The 21,191-nt window shown below is 75.2% G+C and carries 16 protein-coding genes; 7 read left to right on the top strand and 9 right to left on the bottom strand.

Features of this window, described 5'->3' with window-relative positions; translation table 11 throughout:
- Positions 1-95: 95 nt before the first annotated feature.
- Positions 96-1,337, top strand: coding sequence for a winged helix DNA-binding domain-containing protein (locus tag AC1C2V_RS03800; protein ID WP_495388226.1), 1,242 nt, complete (start codon positions 96-98; stop codon positions 1,335-1,337).
- A gap of 105 nt (positions 1,338-1,442) precedes the next feature.
- Here AC1C2V_RS03800 and AC1C2V_RS03795 read toward each other — a convergent pair whose 3' ends face one another.
- The 5 genes from AC1C2V_RS03795 to AC1C2V_RS03775 form a co-directional block, all read right to left on the bottom strand.
- Positions 1,443-2,081, bottom strand: a complete 639-nt coding sequence (locus AC1C2V_RS03795) for an NYN domain-containing protein (protein WP_495388225.1) — start codon at positions 2,079-2,081, stop codon at positions 1,443-1,445.
- 231 nt (positions 2,082-2,312) lie between these two features.
- The gene (locus AC1C2V_RS03790; RefSeq protein WP_495388224.1) at positions 2,313-3,068 is read right to left on the bottom strand and encodes a PspA/IM30 family protein; all 756 of its coding nucleotides are present in this window, start codon (positions 3,066-3,068) and stop codon (positions 2,313-2,315) included.
- Positions 3,069-3,182: 114 nt separating this feature from the next.
- Positions 3,183-5,240: a TPM domain-containing protein gene (locus tag AC1C2V_RS03785; protein ID WP_495388223.1), complete on the bottom strand. Its 2,058-nt coding sequence runs from the start codon at positions 5,238-5,240 to the stop codon at positions 3,183-3,185.
- 366 nt (positions 5,241-5,606) lie between these two features.
- On the bottom strand, positions 5,607-7,292 hold the full coding sequence (locus tag AC1C2V_RS03780; RefSeq protein WP_495388222.1) for a DNA repair helicase XPB: 1,686 nt from the start codon (positions 7,290-7,292) through the stop codon (positions 5,607-5,609).
- A 610-nt stretch (positions 7,293-7,902) separates the two neighbouring features.
- Positions 7,903-8,406: a PadR family transcriptional regulator gene (locus AC1C2V_RS03775; RefSeq protein WP_495388221.1), complete on the bottom strand. Its 504-nt coding sequence runs from the start codon at positions 8,404-8,406 to the stop codon at positions 7,903-7,905.
- A gap of 77 nt (positions 8,407-8,483) precedes the next feature.
- Here AC1C2V_RS03775 and AC1C2V_RS03770 point away from each other — a divergent pair, with 77 nt between their 5' ends.
- On the top strand, positions 8,484-9,227 hold the full coding sequence (locus tag AC1C2V_RS03770; RefSeq protein WP_495388220.1) for a class I SAM-dependent methyltransferase: 744 nt from the start codon (positions 8,484-8,486) through the stop codon (positions 9,225-9,227).
- A 33-nt stretch (positions 9,228-9,260) separates the two neighbouring features.
- Here AC1C2V_RS03770 and AC1C2V_RS03765 read toward each other — a convergent pair whose 3' ends face one another.
- Positions 9,261-11,759 (bottom strand): helicase-associated domain-containing protein, encoded by a 2,499-nt coding sequence (locus AC1C2V_RS03765; RefSeq protein ID WP_495388219.1) that lies wholly within the window; start codon positions 11,757-11,759, stop codon positions 9,261-9,263.
- Positions 11,760-11,876: 117 nt separating this feature from the next.
- Positions 11,877-12,800: an NAD-dependent epimerase/dehydratase family protein gene (locus AC1C2V_RS03760; RefSeq protein ID WP_495388218.1), complete on the bottom strand. Its 924-nt coding sequence runs from the start codon at positions 12,798-12,800 to the stop codon at positions 11,877-11,879.
- Between the two features lie 215 nt (positions 12,801-13,015).
- Between AC1C2V_RS03760 and AC1C2V_RS03755 the strand changes: the two genes are divergently transcribed.
- The 4 genes from AC1C2V_RS03755 to AC1C2V_RS03740 all read left to right on the top strand — a co-directional run bounded on the left by AC1C2V_RS03755 (position 13,016) and on the right by AC1C2V_RS03740 (position 18,602).
- Positions 13,016-13,729, top strand: coding sequence for a TetR/AcrR family transcriptional regulator (locus AC1C2V_RS03755; RefSeq protein WP_495388217.1), 714 nt, complete (start codon positions 13,016-13,018; stop codon positions 13,727-13,729).
- A gap of 140 nt (positions 13,730-13,869) precedes the next feature.
- Positions 13,870-14,253, top strand: a complete 384-nt coding sequence (locus AC1C2V_RS03750) for a cold-shock protein (protein ID WP_495388444.1) — start codon at positions 13,870-13,872, stop codon at positions 14,251-14,253.
- 87 nt (positions 14,254-14,340) lie between these two features.
- Positions 14,341-15,246, top strand: a complete 906-nt coding sequence (locus AC1C2V_RS03745) for a DUF3027 domain-containing protein (protein ID WP_495388216.1) — start codon at positions 14,341-14,343, stop codon at positions 15,244-15,246.
- Positions 15,243-18,602 carry a sacsin N-terminal ATP-binding-like domain-containing protein gene (locus AC1C2V_RS03740; protein ID WP_495388215.1) on the top strand — a complete coding sequence of 1,120 codons (3,360 nt, stop codon included), beginning with the start codon at positions 15,243-15,245 and terminating at the stop codon, positions 18,600-18,602. Before AC1C2V_RS03745 ends, AC1C2V_RS03740 begins: the two co-directional genes overlap by 4 nt.
- A gap of 4 nt (positions 18,603-18,606) precedes the next feature.
- On the opposite strand, the gene AC1C2V_RS03735 is transcribed toward AC1C2V_RS03740, so the two are convergent.
- Entirely contained in the window at positions 18,607-18,864 is a 258-nt protein-coding gene (locus AC1C2V_RS03735; RefSeq protein WP_495388214.1) for a DUF2530 domain-containing protein, read from the bottom strand.
- Positions 18,865-19,075: 211 nt separating this feature from the next.
- On the opposite strand from AC1C2V_RS03735, the gene AC1C2V_RS03730 reads away from it, so the two are divergent.
- On the top strand, positions 19,076-20,584 hold the full coding sequence (locus AC1C2V_RS03730; protein ID WP_495388213.1) for a sugar transferase: 1,509 nt from the start codon (positions 19,076-19,078) through the stop codon (positions 20,582-20,584).
- Here AC1C2V_RS03730 and AC1C2V_RS03725 read toward each other — a convergent pair.
- Complete coding sequence (locus AC1C2V_RS03725) at positions 20,562-21,146, bottom strand: arsenate-mycothiol transferase ArsC (protein ID WP_495388212.1); 585 nt, start codon at positions 21,144-21,146, stop codon at positions 20,562-20,564. The genes AC1C2V_RS03730 and AC1C2V_RS03725 overlap by 23 nt on opposite strands.
- Positions 21,147-21,191 lie beyond the last annotated feature (45 nt).

Genomic DNA, 21,191 nt, shown 5'->3' with positions numbered 1-21,191 from the left:
GCTCCAGTGTGCGACCGGGGACTGGGGGTTGCCTGGGAAGACCCTTGGACGGTCCTGGTGCTCGCGGCGTGGGTGCCGGGCTCCATGATGGGCGGGTGCGGATCACAGGGGAACAGCGTCGGCGCCGGGTCGTGGCGCACCAGCTCGCGCTCGGTGCCGACCAGCCGGGAAGGCCCGCGGCGACGACGCCGGAGGAGGTCACGGAGCGGCTCGTCGCGCTGCACGCGACCGACGCGCCGAGCGTGCACCTGGCGGTGCTCGCCCGGGTGCCGGGCCTCACGCTCGACGACGTGCGCGCCGCGCTCTTCGACCGGCACAGCCTCGTCAAGGTGCTGGGGATGCGGCGCACGATGTTCGTGGTGCCGCGCGCGAGGGTGCCCGTGGTGCACGCGGCGGCGTCGGCCGCGGTGGCGGGCCGCCTGCGGACCCGGCTCCTCAAGGAGCTCGAGACCCTGCCCACCGACCCGCCCGTCGCCGACCCGAAGGCGCTGCTGGCCGCGGCGGAGGCGCAGGTGCACGCCGCGCTCGTGGAGCAGGGCCCGCTCGACGGGGCGCAGCTCTCGCGCGCCGCGCCACTGCTGCGCACGGCGTTCCTGCCCACCACCGACAAGCCGTGGGACGTGCGCCGCACCATGACGTCGCCGCTGCTGTCGGTGCTCTCGGCCGAGGGCACCGTCGTGCGCGGCGAGCCGCGCGGGGCCTGGTCGTCGCCGCGGCACGTGTGGTCGCCGATGACCGACTGGTTCCCCGGCGGGATCCCGCCGATGGACGAGGACGCGGCGCGCGTGGAGCTCGCCCGGGCGTGGCTGGAGGCGTTCGGGCCCGCCACCGTGGCGGACCTGAAGTGGTGGACCGGCTGGAACCTCGGTCAGGCGCGCCGCGCGGTCGCGGCCCTCGGCGTGCGCGAGGTGGAGGTCGAGGTCGGCGCGCCCGGCGCCGACGTCGAGGTCGCCGACGGCGTGATGCTTCGCTCGACCGACCTCGACCTCGACCTCGACGACGACGTCCCGCCCCTGGACCCGCAGGCGGCGCTGCTGCCCACGCTCGACCCGACGACGATGGGGTGGGCCGCCCGGGACTGGTACCTGGGCCCGCACCGTCCGCAGCTCTTCGACAGCGCCGGCAACGCGGGCGCGACGGTCTGGTGGCAGGGGCGGATCGTGGGCGCGTGGGTGGCCCGACCCGACGGCGAGATCCGGTGGCGGCTGCTCGAGGACGTCGGCGCCGACGGCGAGGCGGCCGTCGCTGCCGAGGCGGCTCGGCTCGGCGCACTGCTGGGCGGCGCCGGCTTCACGCCCGGGTACGTGACGCCGCTGTACCGCGAGCTGCTCGCCTGACGCCGGGCGGGCGGGCTCTCGCCCTGACGACGGGGTTTTCCGCCGACGTCACCGGCGTCGCGCAGGTGCTCACCGTGGGCGACACGGTGCGCGGCCGGCGAGGGCTCAGAGGTAGCGCAGCGGGTCGAACTCGTCGAGCGGGATGATCCGCACGCGGGGCAGAGGCGCGGTGAACGCGTCGGCGTCGCCCTCGAGGTCGAACATCTCCAGGCCCTGCTCGGTGAGCTGGCTGAACTGCCCGTTGACGAACTCGCGGAACGCGAGGAGCCCCACGCGGCGGTCCCCGCCGAGCAGTGCCTCGATCTGCGGCAGGAAGTCGCCGTCGTGGCTGGCGAGCAGGACGTCGCCGTCCCGGCCGGCCAGGGCCTCCAGCGTGCGCTGGATGCCGACGTCGACGACCTTCTCCGTGCCCGTCGACGACAGCGGGATGGGCCGGTAGCCCATCGCGAGCAGCGCCTGCACGAACGCCATCGGCATCTGCCCGCTGCTGGCGTTGAGGAAGAACAGCGGGACGACGTCCTGCTCCCACAGCTTCTGCGCGAACGCCGAGATGCGGTCCCAGCGGGGGCGCTCCTCGGGGTTCGGCCGTCGGTTGAGGACGTTCATGCCGAGGGTGGCGTCGATGTTCTCGCCGTCCACCAGCAGATACGTCCGTCGGGGCGCCTCGCCCTCGGGCGTACCGGCCGTCGAGGGCGTGGGGGTGGGCGCGACCACCGGCGAAGTGCCGGCGAAGGAGGGGGACATGCCTGACAGCGTATCCGCCCGCTTCGAGTTCCCCGCTGGTTGAGCCTGTCGAAACCATGTCCCCGGGTTTCGACAGGCTCAACCGGCGGGGAGGTTTCGACAGGCTCAACCGGCGGGGGGGTTTCGACAGGCTCAACCGGCGGGGAGGTTTCGACAGGCTCAACCGGCGGGGAGGTTTCGACAGGCTCAACCGGCGGGGAGGTTTCGACAGGCTCAACCGGCGGGTGTCGGTCAGGGCTGGTCGGTCGTGGGGGAGATCTGCGGGGTCGAGGGGCTGCCGGCCTTCAGGGCGGCGAGCCGGGCCTCGAGCTCGATCTCCTCGTCGGAGGCCTCGAGCTCGGCGAACTGGGCGTCCAGCGAGGTCGCGGCGATCTCCGCCTGGCCCATGGCCATGGCCTCCTCGCGGCGCACGGTCTCCTCGAAGCGGGAGATCTCGCTCGTCGGGTCGAGCACGTTGATGGAGCTGATCGCGCCCTGCACGGTCTGCTGGGCCTGCGCCGCCTTCTGCCGGGCCACGAGCTGGTCGCGCCGCGACTTCAGGTCGACCAGCTTGTCCTTCATCGCGGCGAGGCCGGACTTGAGCTTCTCGACGGTCACGCGCTGCTGCTCGATCATCGGCTGCGCGGTCTTGACCTCTGACTCGGCGTCGAGCTGCTTGCGCAGCGCCACCTTCGCGAGCCGGTCGAACTTGTCGGCGTCGGCGGTGTTGCCCGCGGTCCGGTACTCGTCCGCCTTGCGCGACGCCGCGAGGGCCTTGGTGCCCCACTCGCGGGAGGCGGCGACGTCCTCCTCGAAGTCCTGCTCGGCCAGCCGCAGGTTGCCGATGGTCTGGGCGATCGCCTGCTCGGCCTCGGCGATGTTGTTCGTGTAGTCGCGCACCAGCTGGTCGAGCAACTTCTGCGGGTCCTCGGCACGGTCCAGCAGCGAGTTGATGTTCGCCTTCGCGAGCTGGCTGATACGCCCGAGGATGCTCTGCTTCTGCGTCATGGTCGTGCTTCCTTCCGTCGCCCGGTCCTGTCGCCAGGTGGTGCCGTCGTGTGCTGCCGTGATGCGTCGTCGTGTGCTGGTCAGAACGCCCGCGGCCGCGGGCGAGTTCCGACGTCAGAAACGTCCGCCGCGCGACCTCCCGCCGCGGCCGCCGCCGCGACGTCCCGCGCCGCCGCCGCCGAAGCCGCCGCCGCCGAATCCGCCGCCGAAACCGCCGGAGCTGCCGCGACGTCGGCCACCCCCGTACCTGCCGCCGGACCCGCGGAGCACGGAGTCGAGCAGGATCCCGCCGAGCACCATCCCGCCGATGTTGCTGCCACCCCCGCCAGGCGTGCCGCCCTGGTTCATCCCCCAGGTCGACGTGTCCCGCTCGGCGGCCTGCGCCGCCTGCTGCGCGTACTGCTCGGCGCGCTGGGCGCGCTCGAGCGCCGCGGTCGGGTCCTCGGTCTGCAGAGCCTGCGCCTCGGCGACGAGGCGCGCGGCCTCGGCCAGCCGGGTGCGGGCGTCGGGGCCGACGGCGCCGCGGCGGGTCGCGATGTAGTCCTGCGTGGCCCGCACCTGCGAGTCGACCCGGCCGAGCGTGTCGCGCAGCAGCGCGCGGGCGCGGGCGTCCGACTCCGCCTTCTCCCGTGCGGGGGCAAGCGCGGCGTCCAGCGCCGCCTCGGCCGCCGTGAGGCGGTGCAGCGCCGCGAGCGGGTCGCCGCCGGAGCGGGCGTCGCGGGCCTGCGCCATCGCGGCCTCGGCCTCGGCGCGCGCGGCCGCGACGGCAGCGCGGTCGGCCACCGGCTCGGCGTCCCCGGGCGGGTCTGCGGGCACGAGCCGCGCGGCGTCGGCCACGTCCTGCCCGATCGACGCGAGCCCCTTGTCCAGGTCGGTGCCGGCCGAGGCGAGCTGCGTTCCCGCCTGGTCGACGGCGTCCAGCAGCGTGCCCGCCTGGCCCAGCGCGTTCTGCGCCGCGCGCAGGTGGGCGACCGCCGCGGCCCGGGTGCGGCCGGTCAGCGCGGCGCGCCCGGCGGTCACGGCCTCGCGCGCGTGCTCGACGAGCACCGCCGCCTGGTCCGGGTTGCCGCTGACGGACGCCAGTGCTGAGGCGGGGTATGTCGCCGCGAGGCCCGTGAGCATCTCGCGCGCCACCGCGACACGTGCCTCGATCTCGCCCGCGCGCTGCTGGGTCTCGTCGAGCAGCTCCGGCGCGCGCTGCTGCAGGGAGCGCAGCTCGTCGAACGCGTCTGTCTGCTCGTCCAGCGACGCGCCGGCGTGCTCGCACAGCTCGAGGATCTCGGTGAGCAGCTGCCGGCGGCGCGCCTCGTCCTCGGGTACGTCGTCGTCCAGCTCCTGGCGCAGGTGGAACGCCTGCGCGACGTCCGCCTTGGCGGCCTCGAGCGCGGCGGAGAAGTCCTGGGTGGCCTCGAGGCCGAACTCCGCCTGCGCGAAGCCCAGCTCCTGCTCGGAGGTGCGCACGGCGTCGTCGATCCCGACCAGCGCGGTGCCGACCCGGCGCTCGAGCTCCGGGGTCGGTAGGGCGGCGACCTCGTCGGCCCCGGCCGGGGCGGTGGCGCGCGCCTCCGACGCGCGGCGGGACCGGAACCAGAGCCAGACGCCCACGACGACCAGGATCAGCAGACCGATCCCGAGGATCGCCCCCCAGGGGACTGCGCCGCCGGACGAGCCGCCGCCCGTGCGCACCGTGTCCGCCGCCGCGACGGCGGCGCCGGCCCAGTCCTCGTCGCGCAGGTGGTCCTCGACCGTCCCTTCGACCGCGTCCAGCTGGTCGTCGGTGATGGCGGCGTTGGAGTCCACGGAGAGGCCGTACACGCGGTCCTCGGTGGCGACCGCGAGCAGCAGGTCGTCCACGCCCAGCGCCGCGGAGGTGGCGGTCGCGTTGGCCCAGTCGCGGCCGTCGACCCCGTCGAAGGAGTCCACGTAGACGACGAAGAGCTGGTACGGGGTCTCGTCGGCGAGCTGGTCGAGCGCCGCCTGCACCTCGGCCTTGTCGCCGCCGAGCACCCCCGCCTCGTCGGTGATCTCGGTGTCGAGCTGGGTCAGGGGAGGGACGGCGGAGGCGGTGGCGACGGGCAGGGCAGCGCCGGCGAGAGCCAGCAGGACGGCCAGCACGCAGGCGCCGACGGCTGCGGCGCCGCGGCGCGGCGCGGCAGGAACGGGGGGAATCACGTCCTGATCGTGTCGCGCAGGGCGGACGGACGCAATCGCGCCGATCGCTTGTACGAGCCTGTAGCCCCGCTGGTTGAGCCTGTCGAAACCCGCCCGTCGGTTGAGCCTGTCGAAACCCGCCCGTCGGTTGAGCCTGTCGAAACCCGCCCGTCGGTTGAGCCTGTCGAAACCAGCCCGTCGGTTGAGCCTGTCGAAACCATGCGGGGTGGGTTTCGACAAGCTCAACCGGCGGAGAGGGGTTTCGACAAGCTCAACCAGCGGAGAGGGGTTTCGACAAGCTCAACCAGCGGAGAGGGGTTTCGACAAGCTCAACCAGCGGAGAGGGGTTTCGACAGGCTCAACCGGCGGAGAGGGGTTTCGACAGGCTCAGTCGATGGCGGGGGCGTCGAGGTCCTCCGCGTCGACGATGCGGTACGCGTACCCCTGCTCGGCGAGGAACCGCTGGCGGTGGGCGGCGAAGTCCTGGTCCACGGTGTCGCGTGCGACGACGGCGTAGAAGTGCGCCGTCCGGCCGTCCGCCTTGGGCCGCATGATGCGCCCGAGGCGCTGCGCCTCCTCCTGCCGCGACCCGAACGACCCGGACACCTGGATCGCCACGGACGCCTCGGGCAGGTCGATGGAGAAGTTCGCCACCTTGGACACGACCAGCCGCGATATCTCCCCGGAGCGGAACGCCTCGAACAGCCGCTGGCGCTCGCGGACGGTGGTCGCGCCCGTGATGAGCGGGGCGTCCAGGTGCTGGCTGAGCTCCTCGAGCTGGTCCAGGTACTGCCCGATGACGAGCACCTGATCGTCGGGGTGCTGCTCGACGATCTGCTCGACCACCCGGTTCTTGCCCGGCGCGCACGCGGCCAGCCGGTACTTGTCCTCCGGCTCGGCCGTCGCGTACACCATCCGCTCGTGCTCGGGCAGCGTGAGGCGCACCTCGACGCAGTCGGCGGGGGCGATGTACCCCTGCGCCTCGATGTCCTTCCACGGGGCGTCGTAGCGCTTGGGCCCGATGAGGCTGAACACCTCGTCCTCCCGCCCGTCCTCGCGCACCAGCGTGGCGGTGAGGCCCAGACGACGGCGGGCCTGCAGGTCCGCCGTCATGCGGAAGATCGGCGCGGGCAGCAGGTGCACCTCGTCGTACAGGACCAGGCCCCAGTCGCGTGCGTCCAGCAGCTCGAGGTGCGTGTAGACGCCCTTCCGCTTGGTGGTGAGCACCTGGTACGTGGCGATGGTGACCGGCTTGATCTCCTTGCGGGCGCCGGAGTACTCGCCGATCTCGTCCTCGGTGAGGGTGGTGCGACGCACCAGCTCGTCGCGCCACTGCCGGGCGCTGACGGTGTTGGTGACCAGGATGAGCGTGGTCGTGCCGGACTTCGCCATCGCGGCCGCGCCGACGATCGTCTTGCCCGCGCCGCACGGCAGCACGACGACGCCGGAGCCGCCGTGCCAGAACCCGTCCACGGCCTGCGCCTGGTAGGGGCGCAGCTCCCAGGTGTGCGGCTCCTCCGTCGGGGTGCGCGGCGTCGTGGGCGAGGTGAGTGCGATCTCGTGCTTCTCGCCGTCGACGTACCCCGCGAGATCCTCCGCCGGCCAGCCGAGCTTCACCAGCACCTGCTTGAGGTGGCCGCGCTCGGACGGGTGCACGACGACGGTCTCGTCGTCGACGCGCTCGCCCACCAGGCCGGAGGTGCGCTTGGACTTGAGCACCTCGGCGAGCACGGCGCGGTCGGTGGCCTGGAGCACGAGCCCGTGCGTCGGGTGGGTGGCGAGGGTGAGGCGCCCGTAGCGGCCCATGGTCTCGGCCACGTCGATCAGCAGCGCGTGCGGCACCGGGTAGCGCGAGTAGTCGATGAGCGTGTTGACGACCTGCTCGGCGTCGTGACCGGCGGCGCGCGCGTTCCACAGCCCGAGGCTGGTGAGCCGGTAGGTGTGGATGTGCTCGGGCGCCCGCTCCAGCTCCGCGAACGGCGCGATGGCGCGGCGCGCGTCATCGCCGCGGGGGTGGTCCACCTCCAGCAGGATGGACTTGTCGCTCTGCACGATCAGGGGGCCGTCGGTCATGCGTCTCCTCTCCCCGGGGGGCATCCAGCATCCCAACACCGGATACGGGTCGTGTGTTCCGGACACGTCGAGGACGGACGACGGGCGGTCCGGAGGGCCCACGCCCCAGATCCCCCAGATGGGGATGGAGCGCCACGCGGGCAGACACCATTCTGGCAGCGACGGGCCGGCAGGCCGCGCCCGTCCGTCGGGAAGGAAGCCGTCATGAGTATCGATCCCAGGCCGTCGTCGTCGGCGCCGCCTGGGCGTCGCGCTACGACTCGCTGCGGTTGAACACGTCGCGGCGCAACTCGCGCTGCCGGGCGCGCCCTTCCTGCGCGAGCTCGGTCAGTGCCCCACCCGCGATCAGTACGTGCAGTACCTCCGGGACTACGCCGAGAGCCGGGGCGTGGCGGCCCGGCCCGGGGCCAGGGCAACGGAGAGCGGTTCCGGGGGCGGGCGGTGCTGGTGGTGGGTGCCCGGTCCAGCGGCAGTGGGCCCGGGGGTCGTGGACCAGGTGGTGCTCCATGACCTTCTCATCGTGCGACGTCCGGCGGCGGGTGTCGAGGACGAGGTGCCCTGTCCCCGTGCCGTCCACGGGCTCGACGGCGGCCCCACGACGAACGGGAGATCAGGACGACTCGATCCGGTTCAGGAAGTCCTGGCACCAGGCGTGGTCGGCGCGATAGCCCTGCCAGGTGAGTCGGAAGATCTCAGTGACGTGCGACGGCCCCGACGCCTCGGCACGTTCGATGACGTCAGCCTCGTGGGCGATCATCTGGTCGAGGAGCGCGATGCGTCGGCGCAGCCCGCCCGTCAGCTCAGCGGTGGTCAGCAAGGGTGTGAAGTGCAGGAGCGGGACGAGGCTGAGCGGCTGGAAGTCCTGTTCGTTCAGCAGCGACAGGAGCAGTCGGTGGAGCTCGGCCCGCCCGCTAGGGGTGCAGCAGTAGTCGACGGCGCGGCTTGCGCCATCGTCGGCCGGCTCGATCAGACCCGCCGTGGTCAGTGAGCGGAGCTGGTGGTAGATCGACGCGGGCGCGATCGTCGTCCAGCGGGCGACCGCCCATTCGCCGAAGATTCTCTCGATGCCGTAGCCGCTGACCGGCGCTCGGTAGGCGATGACGCCGAGCACCATGAGTCGACTGATTTGCTTCGCCATGACCGCTCCTTCCCCGCTATCGTCTACTCAAACTTTAGTAGTGGAGGTCGGACATGTCAGTCAAGCCGCGCGGGAGCTATGGCGTCGACGCGCCCTGGGTGCCGTGGTTATGGATCGGGGTCGCCGTCGTGTCGGCCGGCGTCGCTGTCGGGTTCGGGCTGTGGAACGCGGGATGGTGGACAGTCGTGCTGGCGTGGTTCTTCGCCGCTTGCACGCTTCTCTACCTGACCGGCGCGGCCCTCTACTGGCATGCGTCCCGGCGCGGGAAGTTCGTGATCTGGGACGGCCTGCTGCACCGCGGGTCACTACCGGCCGGTGCGCGGGTGCTCGACCTCGGCTGCGGGCGTGGTTCGGTCGCGATCATGGCCGCCGCGAGGTTCCCCGGGGCTACCGTGACCGGCATCGACCTGTGGCGCACCGGCGACCAGTCCGGCAACTCACACGACGCGGCAGCGGGCAACGCGACGCTGAACGGCGTCGGCGACCGGGTCCGCTTCGACACCGGCGACATGACGCATCTGCCCTACCCCGACGGCTCCTTCGCGCTCGTGACGGCGAGTCTGTCGCTCCACAACATCTCCACGGCCGAAGGACGGTGCGCTGCGATCCAGGAGGCGGTGCGGGTACTGGCGCCCGGTGGCCGTGTCCTCATCGTCGACATCCAGCGCACGCGCGAATACGTCGCCGAGCTGCGGCGGCTCGGTCTGACCGTGACCGGCCCGGTTCGACTCGGTTGGCGCAGCTGGTGGAGTGGGCCGTGGATGGCCGCCGCCGGGGTCGACGCCGCACGACCGTGACAGCGCCCGCGGCTGCTCGTCCCGCGGCGGGGTTCAGCCGTCGACGGGCTCGACGGCGGCGATGCGGTGCACGGCGACGGTGAGCTCGGCCTCTCGGACGGGGTCGAGCGCGCGCAGCCGGCCGCCGTCGAGCCGCAGCGGCTTGAGCTCGCGACGCTCCAGGACGCCGGAGCCACCCACCATCTCGATCCACACCAGGCGGCCGTCGCGGAGCGCGTCGTGCAGGGTGGCGAGGGTGTCGCCGGGCTCGGTAGAGCGTCGTCGCGCGGCGGGCGCGGGGCGCGGGATGGCGGCCCGGCCCGGCCCGGCGGGGCCGGGGGTCGCCCGGGTGCTCCGGGCGAGCCGGTCCACGGCCGTCTCGTCCCCGGAGTCCGCTGCGCGCAGCCGCGCCACGAGCGTCGCGCGCGCGTCTTCAGACGTCGGCTCGGTCTCGGCCGCGGGGCCGCGCCGCGGGCCGCGGGAGCCGCGCTCGAGCCGCGGGGGCCGGCGCAGGCGGACGCTGAGCACGTGCCCGTCGGGGCCCTCGACGGCGGACAGGAGCCCCCGCGCGCGCAGCGCGTCGTGCAGCTCGGCGGCGGGCACCGCCGCGGCGAGGACGGTCGGGGCGAGGCGGACGAGGCCCAGGTGGGCCAGCCGGGGGTCCTGAGCCAGCCCGGCCAGCACGCTCGGGTCGGCCGCGCGGACGTACGACCCGGCGGACCCGACGCGCAGCGACTCGTGCCGCCGCGCGGTGTCGCGGACCAGGTACTCCAGGGGCTGCGGCACCGGCACCGGGGAGCGCCCCGCCAGCGCGCCCAGCAGCTCGTCCGCCGTCGTGCCGTGGTCCAGCGCACGCGTGACCGACGCCGCCGAGAAGCGCACCGTCGTCGCCGCGGCCCGCGACTCCACGTCCGCAGAGCGTTCCAGCAGCGTGGCCAGCGCCTGCGACGGCCGGCCCGGCACGATGCCGGTGAGGTCGCCCTGCAGGAGTACCTCGTCCACCTCGGGAGGAAGCGCTGCCCGCATCGCCTCCGCTAGCCCGCCGGTCGCGTGGTCGCCCTCGGCGGGACGCGCGTCCGGCAGGTGCGGCAGCAGGGCGCGCCCGGGCCCGGACAGCGCGCCGGCGCCGGTCACGCCCAGCCGTGCTGCCTCGCCCAGCAGCCCCGCCACGGCCTGCTCCGGCGGCACGGTGCGGGGCGCGTGCCAGCGCAGCACGGTCATCACGGCGTCGAGGTCGAGGGCGACGCCGGGCCGGGCGGCCAGGACGTCGAGCACCTGGCCGCGCAGCCGCGGCACCCAGGCGCGGTGCAGGTCGGGGGAGAGCGGCGCGCGCAGCGTCCCCTTCTCGTCGCGCGACCCGATCAGCCACGGCGTGCGCCGCGACGCCGCCCACGCGGCGGCGAGCAGTGCCCAGCGCTCGGCGTCGTCCATGCCCTCCCACGCGTCCGCGACGGTGGTGGACCGGTACGACGGCGGTGCCTCGCCGTCGTCGGCGACCACCCCGGCGGACGCGGCCAGCTCGACGACGAACGCCGTCTCCGTCTCGTCGGTGCCCAGCGCCTGCGCGGTGCGACGCAGGTCGCGCACGCCCAGGCCCCCGCTGCGCAGCACCGGAGGGGCCGTGTCGTCCCAGGCGGCCACGAGGAGGTCCACGCGGCGCACCAGCTCCAGCGCGGCGCCGGCTGACTCCGCGTCGACCGTCGCCTGCGGCACCGCCCGCCCCTCGGGGAGCGGAGGTGTGAGCTCGGGGGAGCGGTGCGTGCGTCCGTCGCGCAGCGCCAGCCCGACGTCGCGCGGCAGGGCCACGTGCCGGGCGTCCGTGCGCAGCAGGAGGCGGGCGTCCACCAGCGCGTCGACCGCGCTGCGGGCCGGAGTGCCTGGCGGTGGCACGACGCCGATCGGCGGGCCCCATGCGAGGGCGTCCAGCACCTCGCGGCCGCCCGTCGGCAGGTCGTCGAGCGCGACCCGGTCGCCGCGGCCTGCGTCCCCGTCCGTCGTCGTCCCCTGGTCGGACGGCGCACGGGAAGGCGACGCCGCGGGACGGATGGCGGCCGGCCGGGCCGGGCCCAGGCCGGCGGGGTGCGGGCCGAGCAGCTCGTCCAGCCCGGGTGCGGGGCGCAGGTCGGGCCGACCGGGCTCGCCCGCGTCCCACACGAGGGCGGAGGTCAGGACGTCGGCGAGGGCCCGCCCGACGGCGGAGGAGGCGCCCTCGGCGGCCGTCGCGTCCTCGGCCCCGACCGCCTTGAGCACGTCCCGCGGCGCCACCGGTCCGGCGTCCGCCAGGACCACGACGGCCTCCAGCACCTGCAGCGTGCGGGCGTCGGCGCGGGCCAGAGCCCGCTCGAGGGCGGTGCGGCTGGATGCGCGGGCGGCGAGGGAACGCAGGGTGGACGGCGACGGCGTGGCCAGGTCGGGCCGGGCACGCAGCAGGGCCAGCAGCTCGTCGTCGTCGCGGCTGCGGATCGCCTCCGTGAAGGTGCGGGGCGCAGCCGGGAAGCCGGCGCCGCCCGTGACGTCGGCCTCCTTCATGCCTTCCGGCGACGTGTTGGCCATCTGATCGATGCTACGCGCCGCCACCCGGGTGCCGAACCGGCGGGTGACACCGTGCTGGGCGGCCCGGAGGCGCGATCACGGTGTCAACAGCCTGTTCGGCACTCGGGGTCGGGGTACTCAGCCCTGGGCGGTGCGCCGGCAGATCTCCTCCCACGGCGTGGGCTCGAGGCCCCAGCGAGCCCGGGCGGCCGCGTCGTCGAGCACGTAGGGCCGCTCCCACTGGTAGATGAGCTCGCGGAGCTCGCGCAGCATGGGCGAGAAGGCCGCGGCGGCCGCGAGGGCCGGGCCCCGCAGCGAGCCCACGCGCACGGGCGGGCGCCCGGTCGTGGCCAGCACGTCGGTCAGCGCCTGGGCCTGGGTGCGCGGAGCGTTGCTCGGCACGTGCCAGACGCGGCCGTGTGCCCCGGGGTCCTCGGCGGCCGTGACGAGCGTGCGGGCGACGTCGCCGACGTCGGTGAACGTGTGCGGCACGTCGGCGCGGCCCATCATCGTCACGCGCCGGCCCTGGAGCGCGGCGGGCAGCACGCGGGAGACGTGCCCGTTGGCGCCGACGCCGGGGCCCAGGTAGTCGGAGCCGCGCACCTCGACGACGCCGCGCAACCGACCACCCTCGAACGACTCCCGGGCGCCGGCCCACATACGCGCACGCAGCCGGCCCTTGTGGTCGGTGGCGGCGTCGGGGAGGCCCTCGGTCATGGGCCCGTCGAGGGGCCCGTAGGGGTAGAGGTTGCCGGTGATGGCGTAGACGGCGCCGGACCGCTCGGCCGCGGTGAGCAGCGCAGCGGCCAGCGGCGGCCAGGCGCGCTCCCACAGCGTGTAGTCGCCGGGGTTCGCGCAGTTGTACAGGACGTCGGTGCCCTCGGCGGCGCGGGCGAGCGCGTCGGCGTCGGAGGCGTCGAGGGCGGCGTGGGTGACGCCGTCGATCCCGGTGTCGCGGCCCGAGCGGGTGACGACGGTGACGTGGGAGCCGCGGGCGGCGAGGACGGCGGCGACGTGACGGCCGACGGGCCCGGCGCCGACGACGAGGTGGCGATCAGTCATGGCGGGTGCTCCATTCCGAGAGCAGCGCTCTCCGTTGTGGCGAGCATGGCACGGTGACGAGCGTCTGACAAGAGCACTGCTCTCATTGGTGGGCGGCGCTCTCGCGTGCCACCCTGTGCCTCATGTCCGACGCAGTACCCGACGCAGTACCCGACGCAGTACCCGACGCAGTACCCGACGCAGTACCCGACGCAGTACCCGCCGCCGAGCCCGACGTGAGTCGCGCCCCCCGCACCGCCCGCGCGTTGGCCCGCGAGACGATCACGCGCGAGATCCTCGCCGCGGCCCGCGTCCGCCTCGCCGCCGAGGGGCCTGCCGCGCTCTCCCTGCGCGCCGTGGCCCGCGACGTCGGCATGGTCTCCTCGGCCGTGTACCGGTACTTCCCCAGCCGGGACGCCCTCCTCACGGCGCTCATCGTCGAGTGCTACGACGAGCTGGGCGCGGCGGTCGAGCTGGCGGACGCCGGCGTCGCCGACCAGGACGACGCGGCGGCGCGCTGGCTGGCGGCGTGCCGCGCGCTGCGCGGGTGGGCCGTCGCGCAGCCGGGCGAGTTCGCGCTGCTCTACGGCACGCCCGTGCCCGGGTACGCGGCGCCGCGCCATACGGTGGACCCGGCCACCCGGGTGGTCCGCGTGCTCGTCACGATCGTGGCGCGCGCCCACGCGGCCGGCGCGTGCCCCCGGCAGGCGCCCACGGGGGCGCCCGACGTGACCGCCGTCGTCGGCCCGGCCCGGGAGTTCGTCGCGGCGCGCGGGATCCTCGCCGACGCCCCGACCGAGACGGTGGCGCGCACGCTCATGGCCTGGACGACGCTCTTCGGCACGGTCTCGTTCGAGCTCTTCGGCCACCTCGTGGGCTCGGTGTCGGACACCGAGCGCTGGTACGACGCCGTTGCGCTCCGCCTCGCCGCCGACCTCGGCATCGCGTGACCGGACCGATGCAGCGCACGGGCGCACCGGCCGGTAGCCTGAACCTCTGGCCGCGTGCCGGGCAGGTGCCCGACGCGCGCCGGAGGCGGCCCCGCACCAGCGGGCGGCCGTCAGTCGCCGACGAGAACGAAGAGGTCGAGGTGCCCACCGGCAAGGTCAAGTGGTACGACGAGGAGCGCGGGTTCGGCTTCATCGCCAGCGAGGACGGCAGCGAGATCTTCCTGCACGCGTCTGCGTTGCCCACGGACGTGACGGGCGTCAAGCCCGGTTCGCGCGTGGAGTTCGGTGTCGCCGACGGCCGTCGTGGTCCGTCCGCGCTCTCGGTGAAGGTGCTCGACCCGGTGCCGACGACGGCGAAGGCGAAGCGCAAGGCGCCTTCCGAGCTGGGAGGCATCGTCGAGGACCTCATCAAGGTGCTCGACCACGTGGGCGACCAGCTCAAGCGGGGCAAGTACCCGGACTCCGCGTCGGGCAAGCGCGTCGCGACGCTGCTGCGCGCGGTGGCCGACGACCTCGACTCCTGACCGGCGCGGGCCGCAGACCCCGGCGCTAGCAGCCGGGACGAGGGCAACCCCGAGACACATGACGAGCACGAAGAGGACGACGAGGACATGGTGACCGCTGCCGCAGACGCACCCGCCCGTACGACGCGGGTCAGCTCCCGCGCGCGGAAGGACGCCGTGCTGCTGGGCGCCGTCGACCAGGCGCGCGCCGCCGCGGAGGAGGGCGCGTCGTCGCCGTCGGACGTGGGCGAGCACCTGGGGACGGTCGCCGAGGGCGAGCGCCTCATGTCCCACCGGTTCGCCGCGACGATGCCCGGCTACCGCGGCTGGCACTGGACGGTGACGCTCGCCCGCGTGCCGCGCGGGCGGGTCGCCACCGTGTGCGAGGTGGAGCTGCTGCCCGGCGAGGACGCGCTGCTCGCCCCGGCCTGGCTGCCCTGGTCGGAGCGCCTGCGCCCCGGCGACGTCGGCCCCGGCGACACGCTGCCCTTCCGCGCCGACGACCCGCGCCTCGAGCCCGGCTGGACGCCGACCGGCGACGAGGAGCTCGACTCCGTCGCGATCGACGAGCTCGCCCTCGCCCGCGCACGCGTGTTGTCCCCGCAGGGCCGCGACGAGGCCGCCGAGCGCTGGTACCGCGGGTCGCGCGGGCCGACGGCACCCGGCGCGGTCGCGTCGCCGTCGGAGTGCATGACCTGCGGCTTCCTGGTGCCGCTGCAGGGCCCGCTCGGCCAGGTCTTCGGCGTCTGCGCCAACGCGTGGTCTCCCGACGACGGCAAGGTCGTGTCACTGGACCACGGGTGCGGCGCGCACTCGGAGACCGACGCGGCCCAGGCGCCGAACGACTGGCCGGCGGACGCGCCGTTCATCGACGACCTCAAGGTGGAGCCGGTCGTCGTGCAGCGCACTCCTTCCTCGGATGACCAGCCGGACGACCAGCCGGACGACCGGCCGGACGGCCCGGAGCCGACGACGGAGGCGGACGCCGCTCCCGAGCGCCCCGACGCCGAGTGACGGGGGACGTCTTCGGGACCGCGGCGCTGCGGCACGCGGTCACGGAGGCGTGGCTCGGCTCGGGCACGCGCTTCCGTGAGGATGCGAACGCCGAGGAGGACCACGCCCGGGGCTACTACCGGGACCGCGTGGTGGTGGAGCTCGCGCAGAACGCCGCGGACGCGGCCGCCCGCGCCAGTGAGCCGGGCCGGCTGCAGCTCCGCCTGGAGGACCTCGGCGACGACCCGCGCGGCGTCGCGCGGCTGGTCGCCGCCAACACCGGCGCGCCCCTGACCGCGGACGGCGTGGCGTCCCTCGCGTCGCTCCGGGCCTCGGCGAAGACGCCCTCTTCGGTCGAGTCGTCTTCGTCGGTCGAGTCGTCTTCGTCGGTCGAGTCGTCTTCGTCGGTCGAGTCGTCTTCGTCGGTCGAGCTTGTCGAGACCACGGGGTTTCGACAAGCTCAACCTGCGGGGGAGCCAGCCGGGTTCCGACAGGCTCAACCAGCGGAGGCGCAGGTCGGCCGCTTCGGCGTGGGCTTCGCGGCCGTGCGCGGCGTGGCGGACGAGATCACGGTGCGGTCCACGACGGGCGGGGTGCGGTTCTCGCTCGCCGCGACGCGCGCGCTGTTGGACGACGTCGCCCCCGACGGTTCCCGGCTGCGCGCCGACGTCGCCGAGCGGGGCGACGACCTGCCCGTGCTGCGGTTGCCGTTCCCCGCCCCGGCGCTGGGCGACGGCGACGGTGATGTCGACGGCGACGAGGCACCTGCGGGCTACGACACCGTGGTGGAACTCTTCCTGCGCGACGAGGACGCGGCGGCGTCCGTGCGCGCGCAGCTCGATGCCGTGGACGACGCGTTGCTGCTGGCCCTGCCCGCCCTCGAGCGGGTGGAGGTGTCCGCCGGGGAGCGGTCCCGCGTGCTCACGGACCTCAGCGAGCGGTGGGTGGTGCTGCGGCGCACGGGCGACGTCGACGCCGCCGACGTGGCCGACCTGCCGCACGAGCAGCGCCGCGCCCGGTGGTCCGTGACCTGGGCGCTGCCGCGCGCGGAGCGCGGGCCGGCAGGTGGCCCGGACGATCGCCTGGGCGAGTCCGGGGAAACCGCCGGCGTGCTGCACGCGCCGACGCCCACGGACGTGCCCCTGACGTTCCCGGGCCTCCTGATGGCGTCGTTCCCGGTGGACCCAGGGCGCCGCCGGGTGCTGCCGGGCCCGCTGACCGACCGGCTCGTGGCCGAGGCCGGGCGCGCGTTCGCGGAGCTGCTCACCGACCTGGCCGCCGACCGCTCCAACGAGCATGCCGCCGACGTGCTCGACCTCGTGCCGGACGGGATGCCCGCCGGGGACCTCGACGCCGCCCTCCGCGACGTCGCGCTGGACGCCCTGCGCTCCGCCCCGCTGCTGCCCGCCCCGCGCGGGCTTGACGACGGCACCGAGGACGACCCCGTAGGCGGCGCCGTCGCGCCCGCCGACGCGACGGTGCTGGTGGGCGCAGCGGGCGACGATCCGCAGCTCGTCGCGGTGCTCTCCGGCGTCGTCCCGGGCCTGGTGACGCTGACCACCGCGCAGCAGGGGGTGGCCCGCCGGCTCGGGGCCACGCCGACCACCCTCGCCGACGTCGTCGCCGACCTGCCCGGCGGGCTGCCGCCCGCGCGCTGGCGGGCGCTGTGCGAGGCGCTCGCGTCGTACGCGTCGGACCCGGGGGTGCTCGAGGCGCTGGCCGGCGCGCGCGTGCCGCTCGCCGACGGGCGCACCGCGTCGGGCGTGCGCGGCACGGTGGTGCTCCCCGAGGACGACGACGACCCCGCGCTGGCGGCGGTCGCGCGCACGCTCGGCGTGCGGGTGGTGCACCCGGACGCGGCGCACCCGCTGCTGGTCCGCGCGGGCGCCACGTCCACCAGCCCGCGCGCCCTGCTGGACGACGCCGGCGTGCGCGGGCTGGCGCTGGCCGCGTCGGAGGCGCTGCTCGAGGGCGCGGCCGAGCTGCCGGACATGCCGGGCACCCCCGGCGCGTCGACGCTCGTGGGCCCGGTGGAGGTGAGCCCGCGCGAGGTGGTGCAGAACGTTCTCGCGCTGGCCCGGCTCGCGCAGGCGACCGGGGGCGACGGGTTCCCGTTCTGGCTGGGCGAGCTCCCGGTGCCGACCGAGGGCGGGATGCGGCCCGCACGCGAGGCCGTGCTGCCGGGGTCGTGGGCGGCCGGGGCGATGCCCGCGCTGGTGCCCGTCACGCGCGCGGCGCTCGCCTACTACGGCGCGCCGCTGCTGGCCGCGTTGGGCGTGCGCGCCGACGTCGGCGTGTACCGGGTGGCGGACGTGCTCACGCCCGACCCCGAGGACCCCGAGCCCGAGCACGGCCCCGACGACCCCGCCGGGTGGCTCTCCGGCTGGCAGGACTACCTGCACTTCCTGGCCGGCCGGTTCGGCCCCGGGACCGACGTCGGGGACGTCGACGCGGTGGCGGACCTCGACGCGGTGGAGGACGGCGAGAACGGGAACGAGGACGACGGCGACGGCGCGGGGGGCGCCGGGCCGTGGGCCGCAGTGCTCGCCCGGATCGTGGCCGACCCCGCCGCCCGCCGCGCCCTGCTGACCCCCGTCGCCGGCGGTCCGTCGTACACGGCCTGGTGGCTGCGGGACCGCCTCGGCGCCCCGTTCGCCGCGCACGACGGCGTCCCGCTGCTGCCCGCCGCGCCGCCGGCCGTCGCCGCGCTGGACGACGAGGCACAGCGCGCGCTCGGCGTCGTGGACGGCCTCGGCCGGCTCGACCCGGCCGACTGGCCTGCCGCGCTGGACCGGCTGCCCGACGTCGGCACGCCGCTGCCGCTGCCCGTCGCGCTCGGCGTGTGGCGCGGCCTGGCGGGCCTCGCGGTCCGGCTCGCCCCCGCGGCGCGCGCGGACGCCCTCGACCCGCTGCCAGACCGGCTGCCCGCCCTCGACGCGAGCGACGTCGTCGTGCGCCGGGCCGAGGACGTCGAGGTGTCCGGCACCGCGCGCTGGGCCGTGCTGCGCCCGGTGCTGCCCGTGCCGCAGGGCGAGGTGGGTGCCGTGGCCGACCTGCTCGACCTGCCCGTCGTCGGCGAGGACGGCCTGCCCTCCCCGGACGGCCTCGGCCGCGAGCGGCCGCTCGACGAGCGGGTCACGGCCCTCCACCCGCTGCTGCCCGACGTCTGGTTCGAGCACGGGCGGCTGTCCGTGGCCGGCAGCCCGGTGCCGTGGTGGGTCGACGCCGAGGGCCGGGCACACGCCACCGACCGCGCCGGGCTCGCCGCCGCGCTCGCGGACCTGCTGGGTCGCCCCGACCGCGCCGCACTGCTGGCCACCGTGCTCGCCGCGCCCGAGCGGGCCGCCGAGCTGTGGGTCACGACCGCCTGGGGCTGACCGGTCAGTCCTCGCCGCGGTACTCCCCGCGGTGCTTGCGCTCCCACAGCAGCCCGGCCCCGCCGAGCAGGATGCCGGCGACGCAGGTCACGACGACCTCCGACGTCGCGCGCCCCGACATGAGCAGCACCAGCGTCACGATCAGCGCGATCGTCCACGCGGCGATGCCGCCGAGCAGCACGCGGCGCAGGTCCACGCGCGGGGGCGGCGGGCTGGGCCGGCGTTCCTCGGGGTGGGTCAGAAGTCGGACGAGCGAGGGCACGCGCTCAGTCTAGGCGCTCCAGGCATCTTCCCCATGACGGGGCCTCGCGGCTGAAACGCGGGTGAAAGTGCAGGTCAGGAGGGCGCTTCTGGCGGGGTGAAAGCCGGGGTGAAAGGGCCTCAAAGGTCTCTCCGAAGCGGTGGTGACGCTCTTAACGTGATGGCACCGAAGTGTCGTACGCGAGAGCACCGACCCGGAGAGGAGGCCCGTCGTGATCACCGTCCCGGAAACCCGCAGGCCTTCCCGGTCGCGCCTCGCCGCCGTCCGCGCGGTGCGGCTGCGCGAGGTGCGCGACTCGTTCCGCGCCGAGTCCTGGCAGGCGGCCTACCGTCACCGGCTGATGCGCACGGACGCCGCCGTCGTCCTGGTCGCCGCGACCGCCGCCGCCCTCGTGCGCGGCGCGACCGTGACCGTCAGCGTGACGCCGTCCGTGCTCGGCGACCAGGTGCTGCTCGGCGCCGTCCTGGTCGCGACCTGGCTCGGCAGCCTCGCCCTCGCCCGCGCCTACGACGTGCGGGTGTTCGCCTCCGGCCCGGCCGAGTACCAGCGGGTGTTCGACGCGTCCTGGAAGCTCGTCGCCCCGCTCGCCCTGTGCGCGCTGCTCGTCGCCTGGCCCGGGGCGGGCGCGTTCCTGCTCGTGGCGGTGCCGTCCGGCATCGTCGCGCTGCTGGCCGGCCGGTGGGCGTCGCGGACCTGGCTGCACCGGCAGCGGGAGGTGGGCGGGTGCGTGACCCTCGTCCTCGCCGTCGGGCTGCGCGACCAGGTGGAGCGGCTCGTCCACGAGCTGAACGACCGCACGTCGGGCTACCGAGTGATCGGCGTGTGCGTGCCCGCCGTAGACGACGTGCGGCCCGGCGCGGAGATCCTCGGCGTGCCGATCCTCGGCGACCTGCGCACCGCGGGCGCGATGGCGGCGCAGGTGGGCGCCGATTGCGTCGCGGTGAGCGGCTCCGACGCGATCACGGCGGACGTCGTGCGCCGGCTCGGGTGGGAGCTCGAGCCCGCGGGCGTGGACCTCATGCTCACCGCGGAGCTCGCCGACGTCGCCGGCCCGCGCATCACGATCACCCCTGAGCAGTCGGTGTCCCTGCTGCACGTGGACGCGCCGCGGTTCAGCGGGCCGCGGTACGTGCTCAAGTCCGTGGTCGACTGGACCGGGGCCGCGCTCATCACCCTGCTGCTGCTGCCCCTGCTGGGCGTCGTGGCGCTGGCGGTGAAGGTGACCAGCCGGGGCCCGGTGCTGTTCCGCCAGGACCGGGTGGGCCGGGACGGGCGCACGTTCCGGATGCTGAAGTTCCGCAGCATGCGGCACGGGGCGGACCGGGAGCGGGCCGTGCTCGCCGGGCCGAGCGACGGCGCGGGCGTGCTGTTCAAGCTGCGCGACGACCCGCGGGTCACGCCGGTCGGACGCGTGCTGCGGCGCCTGTCGCTGGACGAGCTGCCGCAGCTGTTCAACGTGCTCGGCGGCCAGATGTCCCTGGTGGGGCCGCGGCCGCCGCTGCCGGCGGAGGTGTCGCAGTACGAGGCGCGCGTGCGCCGTCGGCTGCGCGTCAAGCCGGGCCTCACCGGGCTGTGGCAGGTGGGCGGGCGGTCCGACCTGTCCTGGGAGGAGGGCGTGCGGCTCGACGTCTTCTACGCCGAGAACTGGACCGTCTTCGGCGACCTGCTGATCCTCGCCCGCACGGCCAAGGCCGTGGTCACCGGGCGCGGGGCGTACTGACCGACCCCGCCTCGCCGCGCAACGACGTCACCAGCCGCCCCACGTGCCGGCGGATCCAGGCGTAGGCCCGCCAGTACTCGTCGTCGGGGCGCCCGTACGGGTCGGGGACGTCGTCGTCGCCGTCCTGGCCGAGGAAACGGGGCCGCAGCGCGAGCGCGGCGGGCACCAGGGTGGCGAGGCGCTCGCCGTCGGTGTCGCCCTGCATGGTGCCTCGCGGGAGCTCCGCCGCGAGCCGCGACAGCTCGCCGAGCGTGACCGTGCGCCGCACGGCCGACGGGTGCAGCGCGAGCGCCTCTGCCCGGTGGGCTGCCGTGAGCGTGAGCACCAGGTCCGCGTCCGCCATCATCGGTCCCGTGAGGGGCCTGGACCGGAAACCGGAGGCGACGATGCCGTCGGCCGCGAGCAGCGCCGCCATCCGGTCGTCGACCGGCCAGTCCGTCAGGCCCTGCGTGCCCGCGCTGGTGAGCGTGACCGACCCGTCCAGGGCGGCAGCGAGCAGATGCTGGGCCGCGGGCGAGCGGCAAATGTTCCCCGTGCACACGAGCAGGACGTCATAGCTCAACCCGGCTCCTCCTCCGCTCGCGATGCCGTGACGCGCAACCCTGGG

Source organism: Isoptericola sp. Y541 (assembly GCF_059445465.1).
The sequence above is the reverse complement of the archived record's forward strand: the minus strand, read 5'-3'. Positions and strand labels throughout refer to the sequence as shown.